The sequence below is a fragment of the Mycobacterium sp. Soil_C_30 genome (genome assembly GCF_057656995.1).
In genome coordinates, this window is the sequence record NZ_JBDGJH010000021.1 from 72,428 (window position 1) to 88,459 (window position 16,032).

The following is a 16,032-nucleotide window of genomic DNA, read 5'->3' on the forward strand; positions in this document are numbered from 1 at the left end:
TCATCCCCACGCCGCGGTAGCCGAGGCGTGGACACCGTTGCCGGAGATCACCGCCAGCTTCGCGGCAGGCCCGTCCGGTGTGCCCTGCACCTCGATGGGGTCGCCCACGAAAACCGGCTGACTGAGCCGGAATTCGAAGGACCGAAGCATGTGCCCGCGGCACCTTGCCAGCTCTGCCATGTACATCGCCAGCAGCGGCCCGTGCACCACCAGCCCGGGGAAGCCCTCGACGCCACCGGCGTACTCCTGGTCGTAGTGGATCCGGTGCGCATTGGCGGTCAGGGCGCTGAACCGGAACAACAACGCCGGATGGGTGTGAGGGTGCGTCGACCAGGGCGCCGACGAGACCGGCAACGGGTCGGTCGCGCGACTGAACGCGGTGGCGGACCCGTCATCGCTGCGGTAGACGATGTCCTGTTCCTCGATCAACCGCAGTTCACCGTCCTGGCGAAATTCCTGGCGTACGGTCACGAACAACAGCTCACCGGTGCGACCGGACTTGACCCGGATGTCGGTCACCGCCGCGTGCCGTTGCGCGGTCAGCCCGAGCCGCAGCGGCGCGGTGACGGTCAGCCGGCCGCCGGCGAACATGCGCCGGCGATTCGGGACGGGCGGCAGGAAATGCCCGGCCAGCGGGTGACCGTCGGGCCCCAGCGCGGCGGTGACCGGCCACTCGGTGAAGTACACCCAATGCCACAACGCCGGCAATTCCGTTCCGGCGCTGAAGTTTTCGTTGATGTCGAGGGTGGCGGCCAACCGCCGCGCGGTCTCCGGCACCAGCGGGTCATCGGTGTGCAGCGGTTGCGGGCGCCAGTCTGCGACGTACTGCTCGAGGTTCATCAGAGATCCAGCCCTCCGCGCTTCACCAGTTGTTTGGCGATCACACCCTTCTGGATCTCGTTGGTGCCCTCACCGACGATCATCAGCGGCGCGTCACGGAAATACCGCTCGACGTCGTACTCGGTGGAGTAGCCGTACCCGCCGTGGATGCGTACCGCGTCCAACGCGATTTCCATCCCCACCTCGGACGCGAACAACTTGGCCATGCCGGCCTCCATGTCGACACGAGCACCGGAATCGAACTTCTCCGCGGCGCTGAGCAACAGGGCCCGGGCGGCGGCCAGCTTGGTGCCCATCTCGGCCAGCATGTTGCCCACGGACTGGTGCTGCCAGATCGGCTTACCGAAACTCTCGCGCTCCTGGGCGTAGCGCAGGGCGTCGTCGAAGGCTGCGCGCGCCACCCCGGTGGCGCGGGCCGCGACCTGCAGCCGCCCCACCTCCAGGCCCTTCATCATCTGTGCGAAGCCGACACCTTCCTCCGTGCCGAGCAGCGCGTCGGCGGGCACCCGGCAGTTGTCGAAGTTCAGCTCGCAGCTCTCGACACCCTTGTAGCCCAGCTTGGGCAGATCCTTGGAGATGGTGAATCCGGGGCCCTTCTCCACCAGCAGGATCGACACACCTCTGTGCGGCGGCTGTGCGCGCGGATCGGTTTTGCACAGCAGGGCGATCAGACCGGCGCGGCGGGCGTTGGAGATCCAGGTCTTGCTGCCGTTGATCAGATAGCCGCCCTGGTCGGGGCGTGCCTCGGTGCGCATGGCTTGCAGGTCGGATCCGCCGCCGGGTTCGGTGAGCGCCATGGTGGCGCGCAACTCCCCGGTGGCCAGGGCCGGCAGGTACTTCTGTTTCTGCTCGTCGGTACCGAACAGCAGGATCAACTTCGACACCACGGTGTGCCCACCCATGGCACCGGCCAGGCTCATCCAGCCCCGCGCCAACTCCTCGGTCACCTGCACGTAGCAGGGCATGGACACCGCGCCGAAACCGTAGGGCTCAGGGATCGCCAGTCCGAAGATCCCGATCTGTTTCATCTGCTCGATCAAGGCCTCGGGGTAGGTGTTGGCGTGCTCCAACTCCCGGACCACCGGCCGCACCTGCTTGTCGACGAAGTCGCGCACTGTCGCGACGATCGCGTCTTCCTCAGCTGTGAGCCCCATTCGAAGCAACGTACATTCACAGCGACGGAGCCGACTACAACAGCACTCCCTGTTCCGGTTGCGGTTCGGCCGGCTCGATGAGCTCGGGGCCGTTGTTGCGGATGCTGTTGACCAGTGTGGAGACCTCACGGATGGCGATGCGGTCCAGATCGCCGTGGCCGCGCAGCAGTCCCTCGTCGATGGGGGCGTCGGGGTCGAGCCACCGGTCCCAGTCCGCTGCGCTGATGGTCAGCGGCATCCGGTCGTGGATCTCGGCCAGCGGGCCGGCGGAGTCGGTGGTGATGATGGTGCAGCTCACCAGCGGTTTGGCGTCCTTCGGCGCGCCCTTGGGCCGCCAGGTGGACCACAGCCCCGCCATGAACAGCATCTCGCCGTCCTCGCCGTACATGTAGAACGGCGTCTTCGGCGCTTTCTTGCCGGAGGCGAGCTCGGGGTTGGGCCGCCACTCGTACCACCCGTCCATCGGAACCAGGCAGCGCTTGCTCTTGGCCGAATTCCGGAACGCCGGCGACTCGCTGACCTTCTCGGCGCGGGCGTTGATCAGCAGCGGGCCTTTGTTGTCGGGGCTGCCGTCCTCGGCGGTCTTCACCCAGGGCGGGATCAGCCCCCAGCGCATGGCCCGGACCCGCCTGGTCGACTGGTCATCGGGTTCGGAATGCCGTTTCACCACGGTGGTGATGGTCTGCGTCGGCGCGGTGTTGTAGTTCGAGCCGGACTTGGCACCTTTCTCCGCACCGGATTCACCCGTGGCCTCGTCGATGGCCTTGATCTTCTCGGCCAGCAGGGCCGGGTCGGTGGTGACTGCGAAACGTCCGCACATATCTCCCATGGTTCCAGAAGTGGCTGACACCCGAATTCGAGGACAGGGCAGGATGGAGCCGTGACGACATGGACGGCCCCCTGTACCCCGATGCCCGTGCACGCGACCGTCGCGATCCCGGGCTCGAAATCACTGACCAACCGCACCCTCATCCTGGCGGCGCTGGCCGCCGCTCAGGGCCAGGGCAGCTCGACCATCAGCGGGGCACTGCGCAGCCGTGACACCGACCTGATGATCGGTGCGTTACGGACCCTGGGCCTGTCCATCGACGGGGACGCCGCCGAACTCACCGTCGGCGGCAGCCTGTCCCCCACCGACGGCGCCACCATCGACTGTGGCCTGGCCGGTACGGTGCTGCGCTTCGTGCCTCCGGTGGCGGCGTTGAGTACCGCGGCGGTGGTGTTCGACGGCGACGAGCAGGCCCGCTCGCGCCCCATCGCACCCCTGCTGGGTGCACTGCGCTCCCTGGGCGTCGACATCGACGCCGACGCCATGCCGTTCCGGGTGAGCGGAGCCGGCGCCGTCAAGGGCGGCACCGTCGAGATCGACGCCTCCGCGTCCTCTCAGTTCGTGTCCGGGCTGCTGCTCTCGGGTGCGGCCTTCGATGACGGCCTGACGGTGGTGCACACCGGGGACTCACTGCCGTCGGCGCCGCACATCTCGATGACGACGCAGATGCTCGAGCTGGCCGGCGTCGAGGTCGACGCGACCACACCCAACCGCTGGCGGGTGGCTCCGGGGAAGGTCGCGGCGCGGCACTGGGATGTCGAGCCCGATCTGTCCAACGCGGTGCCCTTCCTGGCTGCCGCGGTGGTGTCCGGCGGCAGTGTCCGGATCACCGGCTGGCCCACCCCCAGCCTGCAGCCCGCCGATACCATCCTCGAGCTACTCGAGATGCTCAATTCGACTGCCACGCATGCTGATACACACCTGGAGATCCACGGTTCGGCGAACTACGACGGGTTCGACGTCGACCTGCGCGCGGTCGGCGAGCTGACACCGGCGGTGGCGGTGCTGGCCGCCTTGGCCACCCCGGGCTCGGTGTCGCAGTTGCGCGGTGTCGCGCACCTGCGCGGCCACGAGACCGACCGTCTGGCGGCGCTGAGCACCGAGATCAACGGCCTGGGCGGCGACTGCCAGGAGACCGAGGACGGGTTGCGGATCACCGCCACCGAGATGCACGGCGGAACGTGGCGCTCCTACGCCGACCACCGGATGGCGACCGCAGGTGCGCTGATCGGACTGCGGGTGCCGGGCGTCGAGGTCGACGACATCGAGACCACCGCCAAGACGCTGCCCGAATTCCCCGAGCTGTGGGCGGACATGCTCGCCGGGCAGGACTTCTAGCGGTCATGAGCGCGCGTTGAGCGGTCGCCAGTACGACGAGTCCGACGTCCGGATCCGACCGGGCAAGGGCTCGCGGCCGCGCACCAAGACCCGCCCCGAACACGCCGACGCCCGGGCGGCCATGGTGGTGACCGTGGACCGCGGCCGCTGGGGGTGTGTGCTCGACGGCGACCCCACCCGGCCCGTCACCGCCATGCGCGCCCGGGAACTGGGCCGCACGCCCATCGTCGTCGGTGATGACGTCGACGTGGTGGGCGACCTCTCGGGACGCCCCGACACCCTGGCCCGGATCGTCCGGCGTGGCGAACGACGAACGGTGTTGCGCCGCACCGCCGATGACACCGACCCCACCGAGCGGGTGGTGGTGGCCAACGCCGATCAGCTCCTCATCGTGGTCGCGCTCGCCGACCCACCGCCACGGACCGGTTTCGTGGAACGGGCACTGATCGCCGCGTACGCCGGTGGGCTGCAACCGATTCTGTGCTTGACGAAGAGTGACTTGGCGCCGCCCGAGCCGTTCGCCGCCCAGTTCGCTGATCTGGATCTGCGGGTGGCGATCGCCGGGCGCGACGACCCTCTCGACACGGTGGAGCCCCTGCTGGTCGACAAACTCACGGTGCTGTTGGGCCACTCCGGGGTGGGTAAGTCGACTCTGGTGAATCGTATTGTCCCCGAGGCAGATCGAGCCATCGGCGACGTGTCGGGGGTAGGCAAGGGACGGCACACGTCCACTCAGTCCATCGCGTTGGCGCTGCGCGACGGCGGCTGGGTGATCGACACCCCGGGCATCAGGTCATTCGGGCTGGCGCACATCGCACCCGACGACGTGCTGCTGGCGTTCTCCGACCTGTCCGAGGCCATCGCGGACTGTCCTCGCGGGTGCGGGCACATGGGTCCGCCCGCTGATCCCGAGTGCGCCCTCGACGAAAAGACGGGAGCCGCCGCGGCGCGGGTGAACGCGGCGCGACGGCTCCTGTCAGTGTTGCGTGAGGGCGCTGGGCCCGGTAATTCCTAGGCGGTACGACGCTCCTGCACGGCGGCAACCGGAGCCGACGGGCGCGAGCCCGACCGGCGCCACTTGCGCACCGTCGCGATGGCCGTCTTGAGGCCGCGGCGGCGACCCGACGTGTTGTCGACGCCGGCGAAATCGGGCCCCAGGTCGCTGAACATCCGCTCGCTCCGGGTCTCCGGTGCGTTGTCGGCGGTGTCGCGGAGGTACTTGTTCGGCAGCGACAGCTTGGCGATGGTGCGCCAAGCCTTGCCGTACTGCAGCAGGAACGACCCGGTGGTGTACGGCAGGTCGTACTTGTCGCAGATCTCCTTGACCCGGAACGAGATCTCGTGGAGCCGGTTGCTGGGCAGGTCCGGGTACAGGTGATGCTCGATCTGATAGCACAGGTTGCCGCTCATGAAGCGCAGCACCGGACCGTTCTCGAAGTTGGCACTGCCCAGCATCTGGCGCAGGTACCAGTGGCCCTTCGATTCACCCACCATGTCGGTCTTGGTGAATTTCTCAGCGCCGTCCGGGAAGTGGCCACAGAAGATCACGGCGTTGGCCCAGACGTTGCGGATGACGTTGGCCACCGCATTGGCCTTCATGGTCTTCGTGAACGTCGCACCCGGGGACAGCGACGTCAGCGCCGGATAAGCGACATAGTCCTTGACCAGCTGGCCGCCGGCCTTGGCACCAAACTCGCGCACCCGCACCAGGGTGGCGGCCCGGTCGTCACGGCCCTTGGAGATCTTGCCGAGCTCCAGGTGCTGCAGGCCGACGCCCCACTCGAATCCGGCGGCGAGCACGGTGTTGTAGAAGAGGTTGCCGAGGTTGAACGGCTTCCACTTCTGGTCCCGGGTGACGCGGATCAGGCCGTAGCCCACATCGTCGTCCATGCCCAGGATGTTGGTGTACTTGTGATGCATGAAGTTGTGAGTGAAGCGCCAGTGCTTGGAGGCGCCACTCATGTCCCACTCCCAGCTGGAGGAGTGGATCTCGGGATCGTTCATCCAATCCCACTGGCCGTGCATGACGTTGTGGCCGATCTCCATGTTCTCGATGATCTTGGCCACGCCGAGGGTGACGGTGCCTGCCCACCACGCCGATCGCTTCGAACTGGCGGTCAGCATCAGGCGGCCGGCCAACTCCAACGCGCGCTGTGCAGCGATGGTGCGCCGGATGTAGCGCGAATCGCGCTCCCCGCGGGAGTCTTCGATGTCCTGCCGGATGGCGTCGAGCTCAACGGCCAGGCTCTCGATATCCGCGTCTGTCAAATGGGCGAACTCTGGGACGTCTGTGATTGCCATTGTTTCCCTCCTTCCGGGGGTTCCTACGCTAGCGTAACCTACGATGCCGTAGGTTACTAGTCAGTAAATCTCACACGTCGAGTGTGCAATCACCCGAAGCGGCCGAGACACACGTCTGGATCCTGGTGCCGGGCTCGTGCTCGACACCCGTGCGCAGGTCCCGCACGTGGCCGTCGACCAGGCTGACCACACAGGACTGGCAGATGCCCATCCGGCAGCCGAACGGCATCTGCACCCCGACCTGCTCACCTGCATCCATCAGCGGGGTGGCGCCGTCGACTGCCAATGTCTTGCCGGTGCGCTCGAACGTCACCGTGCCCCCGCTGCCATGCGGTGCGGCACGGGTGACGGCGAAGCGCTCCAGGTGCAGCCGCTCCGGGATGCCCGCGGCGGCCCACACCTTCTCGGCCTCGGCGAGCAGTCCCTCCGGACCGCACGCCCAGACCTGCCGTGACCGCCAGTCGGGCACCACGGCGTCGAGGCTGTTGAGATCGAGCCGTCCTTCGGTCCGGGTAGCCCGAACGCTGAGCCGGTAATCAGGATGCCTGTGTCCCAGCGCGGCGAGTTCTTCGGCGAACATCAGGTCACCGGCCGTCGGCACCGAGTGCAGATGGGCGATGTCGGTGATCTGATCTCGGCGCTCCAGCGTCCGCAGCATCGACATGATGGGGGTGATCCCCGATCCCGCTGTGAGGAACAGCACCGAAGCGGGCGCCGGGTCCGGCATCACGAAATTGCCCTGCGGGGCGGCCAATCGGACGATCGTGCCGGGCGTCACCCCTCCGACGAGGTGGCTGGACAAAAAGCCTTCCGGCATCGCCTTGACCGTGATGGTGATGGTGCGCGCTCCCGTGAGCGCCGGCGAGGTCAGCGAGTACGACCGCCAGCGCCACCGGCCTTCCACCATGACCCCGATGCCGATGTACTGGCCGGGTTGGTAGTCGAAGGAGAAACCCCAGCCCGGCTTGATCACCAGGGTGGCGGAGTCCTCGGTCTCGCGACGGACGTCGACGATCCGCCCGCGGAGCTCGCGCGCTGACCACAGCGGATTCGCCAGGTGCAGGTAATCGTCGGGCAACAGCGGATGGGTGATCTTGCTGGCGAGGGTGCGCAGCGCGTGCCAGCCCGGATGTTTCTCGGCACCGGCCACGGTCGGACGTATGGTGTCGACGACCTTGGCACCGGTCTTGATCTGATTCTTGGCCATGGCTCTCCTACCCGAGTCGCGGCATCCCTAACCTACGGTACCGTAACTTACGGTCGCGTATCCAGTCTTCAGAGCAATTCGAGTAGGAACGGCAGTTCTTGGGTGGCGTACCACGCAAGGTCATGGTCTTGGGCGTCGCCGACCGCCAGTTCGGCGTCCTCGTCTCCCAGATCCGCGGCGTCGATGACCTCGACCGCGGCGCGTACCGCGGCCTCCGCGGCTGCGGTGTCCACGTACACCGCCACCACGTTGTCGAGTGTCACCGGGTCACCGACGCGGACCACCGCGTCATCGAGATCCGGTCGGGCCTTTGCATTTTCAACGTCAGCCACCAGGACGGACCGGCGCAGCGGCAGGTCGTCGTCCGAGTCGGTGGGGTCGTCGGCGGCGAGCAGGCGCAGCGACCCCAGCGCGGCGTCACGCAGGGCCACTTCGGCGAGTTCGTCGTCGTCGCCCTCGGCGTACGCCTCACGCAGAGTCGGCGTGACGGCGAATGCGGTTCCGCTGACCGGGAACAGTGAACCGTCGGCGACGAGTCGCTGGAGCATCGCCAGCGTCGCCGGGATGTAGACCCGCATAGTGGACGAGGCTAACAGCGGGTCGGTCGCGGAGCCCGAGGCACGAGGGCGACAGCGGGCCGACCCCCGAAGACAGCGGTCGGTCGCGGAGCCCGAGGCACGAGGGCGACAGCGGGCCGACCCCCGGAGACAGCGGTCGGTCGCGGAGCCCGAGGCACGAGGGCGGGCCCCGCTATTCGCGGTCGCCGATCAAGGTGGCGACGTGGTCGGGGACGTAGGTGGACAGTTCGCGGGGCGGTCGTTCATAGTTCCCCGAGAACACGGGCCGCTCGGGCAGTTCAACCTTGGGGTGGCCCACATCGTGGTAATCGATGCTCGACAGCAGATGGCTCATCATGTTGAGCCTGGCGTGCTTCTTGCTGTCGGACTCCACCACGAACCACGGGCTGAATGTCGTGTCGGTGTGCACCATCATCTCGTCCTTGGCCCGCGAGTAGTCCTCCCAGCGGTACACCGATTCGAGGTCCATCGGCGAGAGCTTCCACTGCCGCACCGGATCGTTGAGTCGCGACCGGAACCGGCGCAGCTGCTCGTCGTCGGACACCGAGAACCAGTACTTGCGCAGCTGGATGCCGTCGTCGATCAGCATCTGCTCGAAGATCGGGGTCTGCCGCAGGAACAGCGAGTGTTCCTGCGGGGTGCAGAACCCCATCACCTTCTCGACGCCGGCCCGGTTGTACCAGGACCTGTCGAACAGGACGATCTCCCCTTTGGTGGGCAGATGTTCGATGTAGCGCTGGTAATACCACTGGCCCCGTTCGCGGTCGGTGGGCGCGGGCAGCGCGGCGATCCGCGACACCCGTGGGCTGAGGTACTCGGTGATCCGTTTGATCGTGCCGCCCTTGCCCGCCGCGTCACGACCTTCGAAGATCACCACGATGCGAGCGCCGGTGTGTTTGGTCCACTCCTGCAGCTTCACGAATTCCGTTTGGAGACGGAACAACTCAGCTTCGTAGACATCCTTCGACAGCTTCGGTCGTGCTTTGCCCATCCAGGAATCGTAACGCTCAGCGCGCGTCGGGATCCTTTTCGACCGAGATCACGAAGTCGTCACCGTGCTGCTTGACACCCGTGACCACCGCCGCCTCCACGGCTTCCACCGCGTACTTGCGGCGCACCACCAGCGGATCCAGGCGCAGGTCCTTGACCAGCGCCACCGCCATCGCCACCATCACGGCGGCAAAAGGCACCGCGGCGATGATGGTGATGGTCTGCAGACCCGTCAGGGCGTCCTCTCCCCCGACCAGCAGCATCACCAACGCCACCGCACCCATCGCCACACCCCAGAAGATGACCGTGCCCCGCGACGGCTTGAGGGTGCCTCGCTCCGACAGCGACCCCATCACCACGGAAGCGGCGTCGGCGCCCGAGACGAAGAAGATGGCGACCAGCACCATCACCAGCACACTGGCGACCGTGGCCAGGGGGTAGTTGCCGAGCAGGCCGAACAGCTGTTCCTCCTGGCTGCCCTGGTCGGCCAGGTCCACGCCCTCCTGTTGCGCCCTGATCGCCGCGCCGCCGAAGATCGCGAACCACACCAGCGACACCAGGCTGGGCACCAGCAACACGCCCGCGACGAACTGGCGGATGGTGCGGCCGCGCGAGATCCGGGCGATGAACATCCCGACGAACGGGGTCCAGGAAATCCACCACGCCCAGTAGAAGATGGTCCACGACTGCAGCCAGGTGTTGACCACATCGCCTTCGGCTCCGGTGCGTGCTGCCATGGCGCCCAGCTCGCCCGCGAAGCTGCCCAGCGTGGTCGGCACCAGGTTGAGAATGAAAACCGTTGGGCCCAGCACGAATACAAACAGCGCCAACAGGACCGCCAGCACCATGTTGATGTTGGACAACCACTGGATGCCCTTGGCCACTCCGGATACCGCCGACAACACGAAGGCGATGGTCAACACGGTGATGATCACCACCAGGATGGTGTTGCCGGTCTGTCCGATACCGCCGACGATCTGCAGCCCGCTGCGGATCTGCAGGGCGCCCAGCCCCAGGGACGCCGCTGAGCCGAAGAGGGTGGCGAAGATCGCCAGCATGTCGATGACCTTGCCCCAAGGGCCGCCGGCCCTGGACCCCAATAGCGGCTCGAACGTGGCGCTCACCAGCTGCAGCCGGCCCTTGCGGTAGACGCCGTAGGCGATGGCCAGACCCACCACCGCGTAGATGGCCCACGGATGCAGCGTCCAGTGAAACAGCGTGGTGGCCAAGGCATTCTGAACCGCGGCCGGGTTGCCTTCCGGTCCCGTTCCGGGCGGAGGCGTGACGAAGTGCGTCAACGGTTCGGCCACACCGAAGAACATCAGTCCGATGCCCATCCCGGCGCTGAACATCATGGCGATCCACGACACGCCGCGGAACTCCGGCTCCTCGTCGTCGCGGCCCAGCGGAATGTTGCCGTACCGACTCAGCGCCAGCCACAGCACGAACACCACGAAGCCGCTGGCGGTCAGGACAAAGAACCAGCCGACGTTGTCCATCACCCAGGTCAGCGCCGTGCCAGAGGCGCCGGCGAGGGAGTCGGTACTGAGGAAGCCCCAGAGCAGGAATCCGACCGCGATGGCCGCGGTGACACCGAACACCACCCAGTCCATGCTGCGGCGCTGCAGAGCTGCCTGGTCATCGACGGGTTGGTCCAATACGGGGTGCACGACGGTCTGCGCCTCGGCGATCGCGTCGGCGGCCTTGACTGCTCGTCGCACCGGCCGCTGGGGTTGGTTTTCTGCTGTTGCTTCATCATCGGAGCGCACACTCATGGTGCACCAATTCGAACCGTTGTCGACTTATCGAGTCAACTCCGCCGGTCAGGGGTTCACTGGGCAGCGTCCAGCAGTTCGTCGAGCGACTCTTGCAGTAGCGCGGGCAGCACGTCCACATCGCTCATGGCGTCGCGGTCGGCGTTGATGCCGAAGTAGAGGTTGCCGTGGTAGGACGTGATGCCGATGGCGAGCACCTGGTTGGTCAGCAGCGGGGGCACCGCATAGGTCTCGAGTAACTTCGTGCCCGCCACGTACATCTGGGACTGCGCACCGGGAACGTTGGTGATCAGCAAATTGAACAGTCGCGCCGAAAAGCTGGACGCCACCCGGATGCCCATCGCGTGCAGCGTCGGTGGCGCGAAACCCGACAGTGTCACGATGGTGCGGGCATCGACCAGGCTCGCGGCGGTCGGATGCGTTTCGGTGGCATGGGCGATCTGCGACAGCCGCACCACCGCGTTGCCCTCGCCCACCGGCAGATCCACCAGGAACGGCGCCACCTCGCTGATCGCCTGCCCCGGCCCGGCACTGGAGTCGAGGTCGGGGTCGGTGTACACCGACATGGGCGCCATGGCCCGGACCGTCGAGCTGGGCGTGACGGGTTCGCCGCGTGAGAGCAGCCAGTTGCGCAGCGCGCCCGCGATGACGGCCAACACCACGTCATTGACATCGCAGTCGTAGCGGGCCCGCAGATGCCGGTAGTCCTCGAGCTTGCCGCTGGCCACGGTGAAACGCCGGTTGCGGGACACGGTGGTGTTCAGGGGGCTGTTGGGCGCGGTGCCCCGCGCGACAGTGCGGGCAAACTCCAATGCGCGCCGGCCCGCCTCGGCCAGCTCACCGGAATTGGTCACCACACCGGTGATCGCGGACTGCACCACTCGCGCCTGCTGGCGCGGTCGCGACACCCAGTCACCGACAGCGCCCAACAGCAGGCCGGCGGTGCCCGGTTCGCGCGCGGGAATCCAGATGTCCTCCCCGAACACCGGCGGCTTCTGCGTCCGGTCGGCGATCACATGCCCGATCTCCAGCGCCGTCATGCCGTTGACCAGCGCTTGATGCGATTTGGTGTAGATGGCGACGCGGTTCTTGGTCAGCCCCTCGACCAGGTACATCTCCCACAGCGGTCGCGACTTGTCCAGCGGCCGCGACCCCAGCCGGGCCACCAGGTCGTGTAACTGGGCGTCGCTTCCCGGCGAGGGCAGCGCCGACCGCCGGATGTGATAGGTGATGTCGAAGTCGCGGTCGTCGATCCAGACCGGGCGCCCCAGCCCCCAGGTGACCTCGCGGACCTTCTGGCGGTACCGCGGAATCTGCGGTAACCGCTGCTCGACAGTGGCCAGCAGGGTCTCGTAACTCAACCCAGCCCGCGGCTTGCGCAGGATGGACAAGGTGCCCACGTACATCGGCGTCGACGTGTTCTCCAGCTGATAGAACGACGCGTCGGACGCCGACAACCTAGCCACCATGTCGACCCCCCCTCGAGCCCCTCCCTTGCCCCTGAGGGCCGAGGTCACCGTAACCGGCCGCCCTGTGAGCGCGCAGCGCGGGTGCACACGCAAACCTGGCCGCTGTGCCATGATCACCGCGTCTGTCACTCTCCAGCAGGCGAGTCCGTAGCGTCGCGTCCCCTGGAGGTCGAGCATGACCGCACCACCGAGCCCTGTCGTCATCCCGGTCGTCGACTACGAACCGCCGGCCCGAAGTCAACCGACCGACCCGGCCGCTGCACGAGTGAAGAGTGCCCCCGCCCGCGAACGACATCTGCACGCGGTGCCCGCCGTCTCACCGCAACGGCAGGCCGCTGCCGCGTTCACCGACGCCGCGCTGCGCAGCATCCTGGAAGTGATCGACCAGCGCCGCCCGGCGACACAACTGCGTCCGCTGCTGGCCGGTGGACTGGCCGACACCGTGGTGGCCTTGAGCCGAGCCCATACCGACGCCAAGGGCCACAGCCGGGCCGCCGCGGTACTACGCCGGGTCCGGCTTCAGTCCGCCGAGCCGGGCGACACGTCGTTCGAGGTGGCTGCGGTGTACTCCCGTGGCACACGCGTGCACGCGCTGGCATGCCGGGTGGAGCTGACGACGACGCCGCGGGGCTCACGCTGGCAACTGGTCGCGCTTCACCTGGGGTGAGCGGTGTGGTGGAGTCAGCCCTTCCGGGACTTCGCCGCGCGGCGAGCGGCCTCGCGACGTTCACGCCGGGTGGTGCCGCCCGCGCCGGCTGCGGCGCCGTCGCCGTTGTCGCGACGCTGCACCTCGGCGCTGCCGTCCTCGGACGGACCGACGTAGGTCAGCGGCGGCGCCTTGTCCTCGATCCCCTTGGCGCGCACCGCGGTTCCCGCCGACGCGCGGGCCCCGGCCGGCGCGTCCTGCTTGCGGGCCGCGGCTGCGGCGGCGAACTCTGCCAACCCTTCCGGGGCGGCCTGTGTCGCCACGGCCGGCGCCGTCGGAGCCGCCTCGACCTGCACGTTGAACAGGAAGCCGACCGACTCCTCTTTGAGGGCGTCGAGCATGCCGCGGAACATGTCGTAACCCTCGCGCTGGTACTCCACCACCGGGTCACGCTGCGCCATGGCGCGCAGGCCGATACCTTCGCGCAGGTAGTCCATCTCGTAGAGGTGTTCGCGCCACTTGCGGTCGAGCACGTTGAGCAGCACATTGCGTTCGAGCTGGCGCATCGCACCCTCGCCGGCGATCTCCTCCAGCTGCGCTTCCCTTGCCGCGTAAGCCTTTTCGGCGTCCTCGAGCAGAGCGGCCAGCAACTCTTCCCTGGTCAGCTCACCGGCCTCGCCCACCGCATCGGAGTCGATCAGGTCGTGATGGTCGATGGACACCGGGTACAGCGTCCGGAGCGCTTCCCAGAGCTTCTCGAGATCCCAGTCCTCCGAATACCCTTCGGCGGTGGCGCCGTCGACGTAGGCGGTGATCACGTCGACCAGCATCTGGTGCGCCTGGTCGGCCAGGTTCTGCCCTTCGAGGACCATCTTGCGCTCGGCGTAGATCACCTTGCGCTGCTGGTTCATCACCTCGTCGTACTTGAGGACGTTTTTACGGACCTCGAAGTTCTGCTGCTCCACCTGCGTCTGAGCACTCTTGATGGCGCGGGTGACCATCTTGGCTTCGATCGGCACGTCGTCGGGCAGATTCAGCCGGGTCAGCAGGGACTCCAGCGTGGCGCCGTTGAAGCGCCGCATCAGTTCGTCGCCCAACGACAGGTAGAACCGGGACTCCCCCGGGTCACCCTGGCGGCCGGCGCGACCACGCAGCTGGTTGTCGATACGTCGGGATTCGTGGCGCTCGGTACCCAGCACGTACAGACCGCCGACGTCGCGGACGTCCTTGGCTTCCGCGCTGGCCTCGTCCTTGATCTTGTTGAGCGTGTCGTCCCAGGCGGCTTCGTATTCCTCGGGCGTCTCCACCGGGTCGAGGCCCTGTTCCCGCAGTCGCTTGTCGGCCAGGAAGTCGACGTTGCCACCGAGCACGATGTCGGTACCGCGGCCGGCCATGTTGGTGGCCACGGTGACCGCGCCCAGGCGACCCGCCTCGGCGATGATGTTGGCTTCCTGCTCGTGGTACTTGGCGTTGAGGACGTTGTGCGGGATCTTGCGCTTGGTGAACTGGCGCGACAGGTACTCGGAGCGTTCCACGCTGGTGGTACCGATCAGGACCGGCTGCCCCTTCTCCCACCGCTCGGCCACATCGTCGACGACGGCGATGTACTTGGCTTCCTCGGTCTTGTAGATCAGGTCCGACTGGTCCTGGCGGATCATGTCCCGGTTGGTCGGGATGCTGACGACACCCAGCTTGTAGATCTCGTGCAGCTCGGCGGCCTCCGTCTGCGCGGTACCGGTCATCCCGGACAGCGTCTCGTAGAGGCGGAAGTAGTTCTGCAGCGTGATCGTGGCCAGCGTCTGGTTCTCGTTTTTGATCTCGACGCGTTCCTTGGCCTCGATGGCCTGGTGCATGCCTTCGTTGTAGCGGCGGCCCACCAGCACGCGGCCGGTGAACTCGTCGACGATGATGACCTCACCGTTGCGGACGATGTAGTCCTTGTCGCGGGTGAACAGCTCCTTGGCCTTGAGGCAGTTGTTCAGGTAGCTGACCAGCGGCGAGTTGGCGGCTTCGTACAGGTTGTCGATGCCGAGCTGGTCTTCGACGAATTCCACGCCGAGCTCGTGCACGCCGATGGTGCGCTTGCGGATGTCCACCTCGTAGTGGACGTCCTTCTCCATCAGGGGCGCCAGCCGCGCGAACTCGGTGTACCAGCTCGAGGCGCTGTCGGCGGGGCCGGAGATGATCAGCGGGGTCCGGGCTTCGTCGATCAGGATGGAGTCCACCTCGTCGACGATCGCGAAGTTGTGGCCGCGCTGCACCAGGTCTTCGAGACTGTGCGCCATGTTGTCGCGCAGGTAGTCGAACCCGAATTCGTTGTTGGTGCCGTAGGTGATGTCGGCGGCGTAGGCGGCGCGACGCTCGGCGGGTGTCAGCCCCGAGAGGATGACACCGACGGACAGGCCGAGGAACCGGTGTACGCGGCCCATCCACTCGGCGTCACGTTTGGCCAGGTAGTCGTTGACCGTGACGACGTGCACACCCTTGCCGGAAAGCGCGTTGAGGTAGGACGGCAGCACCGCGGTCAGGGTCTTGCCCTCACCGGTCTTCATCTCGGCGACGTTGCCGAAGTGCAGCGCGGCGCCGCCCATCACCTGGACGTCGAAGTGTCGTTGCGAGAGCACCCGCCAGGCCGCTTCCCGGGCGACGGCGAACGCCTCGGGCAGCAGGTCGTCGAGGGTCTCGCCGTCGGCGATCCGCTTCTTGAACTCGTCGGTCTTGGCGCGCAGCTCCGCGTCGGAGAGTTTCTCGACGTCGTCGGACAAGGTGTTGACGTAGGCAGCCACGCCCTTGAGGCGTTTGACCATGCGACCTTCACCGAGTCGCAGCAGCTTCTGCAGCACTGATATATCCCCTACAGGATTGGAGTCTTAGTGCGGTCCATCGTAGGTGACTCTGCTGTAAG

Annotated in this window: 13 protein-coding genes; 3 read left to right on the plus strand and 10 right to left on the minus strand. The window is 67.0% G+C overall.

Annotated elements, in window-relative coordinates; translation table 11 throughout:
* The 3 genes from AC3A6P_RS28745 to AC3A6P_RS28755 are packed head-to-tail and all read right to left on the minus strand — an operon-like array spanning nt 1 to nt 2,814.
* Entirely contained in the window at nt 1-840 is an 840-nt protein-coding gene (locus AC3A6P_RS28745; RefSeq protein WP_487695703.1) for an HTD2 family dehydratase, read from the minus strand.
* Nucleotides 840-1,994, minus strand: coding sequence for an acyl-CoA dehydrogenase family protein (locus AC3A6P_RS28750; protein WP_487695704.1), 1,155 nt, complete (start codon nt 1,992-1,994; stop codon nt 840-842). Before AC3A6P_RS28750 ends, AC3A6P_RS28745 begins: the two co-directional genes overlap by 1 nt.
* Before the next feature lie 34 nt (nt 1,995-2,028).
* Entirely contained in the window at nt 2,029-2,814 is a 786-nt protein-coding gene (locus AC3A6P_RS28755) for an SOS response-associated peptidase (RefSeq protein WP_487695706.1), read from the minus strand.
* 90 nt (nt 2,815-2,904) lie between these two features.
* On the opposite strand from AC3A6P_RS28755, the gene aroA reads away from it, so the two are divergent.
* Nucleotides 2,905-4,161 carry a 3-phosphoshikimate 1-carboxyvinyltransferase gene (gene aroA, locus AC3A6P_RS28760; protein WP_487695797.1) on the plus strand — a complete coding sequence of 419 codons (1,257 nt, stop codon included), beginning with the start codon at nt 2,905-2,907 and terminating at the stop codon, nt 4,159-4,161.
* Between the two features lie 16 nt (nt 4,162-4,177).
* Nucleotides 4,178-5,176, plus strand: coding sequence for a ribosome small subunit-dependent GTPase A (rsgA, locus tag AC3A6P_RS28765; RefSeq protein ID WP_487695708.1), 999 nt, complete (start codon nt 4,178-4,180; stop codon nt 5,174-5,176).
* Here rsgA and AC3A6P_RS28770 read toward each other — a convergent pair.
* The 6 genes from AC3A6P_RS28770 to AC3A6P_RS28795 form a co-directional block, all read right to left on the minus strand.
* Complete coding sequence (locus tag AC3A6P_RS28770) at nt 5,173-6,462, minus strand: fatty acid desaturase family protein (RefSeq protein ID WP_487695709.1); 1,290 nt, start codon at nt 6,460-6,462, stop codon at nt 5,173-5,175. The two genes, rsgA and AC3A6P_RS28770, sit on opposite strands and share 4 nt — an antisense overlap.
* A 70-nt stretch (nt 6,463-6,532) precedes the next feature.
* Nucleotides 6,533-7,669 carry a ferredoxin reductase gene (locus AC3A6P_RS28775; protein ID WP_487695711.1) on the minus strand — a complete coding sequence of 379 codons (1,137 nt, stop codon included), beginning with the start codon at nt 7,667-7,669 and terminating at the stop codon, nt 6,533-6,535.
* A 68-nt stretch (nt 7,670-7,737) separates the two neighbouring features.
* Nucleotides 7,738-8,247: a DUF6912 family protein gene (locus AC3A6P_RS28780; protein WP_487695712.1), complete on the minus strand. Its 510-nt coding sequence runs from the start codon at nt 8,245-8,247 to the stop codon at nt 7,738-7,740.
* 172 nt (nt 8,248-8,419) lie between these two features.
* Entirely contained in the window at nt 8,420-9,238 is an 819-nt protein-coding gene (ppk2, locus tag AC3A6P_RS28785; RefSeq protein ID WP_487695714.1) for a polyphosphate kinase 2, read from the minus strand.
* A gap of 16 nt (nt 9,239-9,254) precedes the next feature.
* Nucleotides 9,255-11,012, minus strand: a complete 1,758-nt coding sequence (locus tag AC3A6P_RS28790) for a BCCT family transporter (protein ID WP_487695716.1) — start codon at nt 11,010-11,012, stop codon at nt 9,255-9,257.
* Nucleotides 11,013-11,068: 56 nt separating this feature from the next.
* The gene (locus tag AC3A6P_RS28795) at nt 11,069-12,481 is read right to left on the minus strand and encodes a WS/DGAT/MGAT family O-acyltransferase (RefSeq protein WP_487695718.1); all 1,413 of its coding nucleotides are present in this window, start codon (nt 12,479-12,481) and stop codon (nt 11,069-11,071) included.
* 175 nt (nt 12,482-12,656) lie between these two features.
* On the opposite strand from AC3A6P_RS28795, the gene AC3A6P_RS28800 reads away from it, so the two are divergent.
* Nucleotides 12,657-13,148 carry an Rv3235 family protein gene (locus AC3A6P_RS28800; RefSeq protein WP_487695719.1) on the plus strand — a complete coding sequence of 164 codons (492 nt, stop codon included), beginning with the start codon at nt 12,657-12,659 and terminating at the stop codon, nt 13,146-13,148.
* Between the two features lie 14 nt (nt 13,149-13,162).
* Here the strand turns inward: AC3A6P_RS28800 and secA are convergent, their stop codons facing one another.
* A complete protein-coding gene (secA, locus tag AC3A6P_RS28805) occupies nt 13,163-15,970 on the minus strand; it encodes a preprotein translocase subunit SecA (RefSeq protein WP_487695721.1) in 2,808 nt (935 codons plus the stop codon).
* Nucleotides 15,971-16,032: the final 62 nt, after the last annotated feature.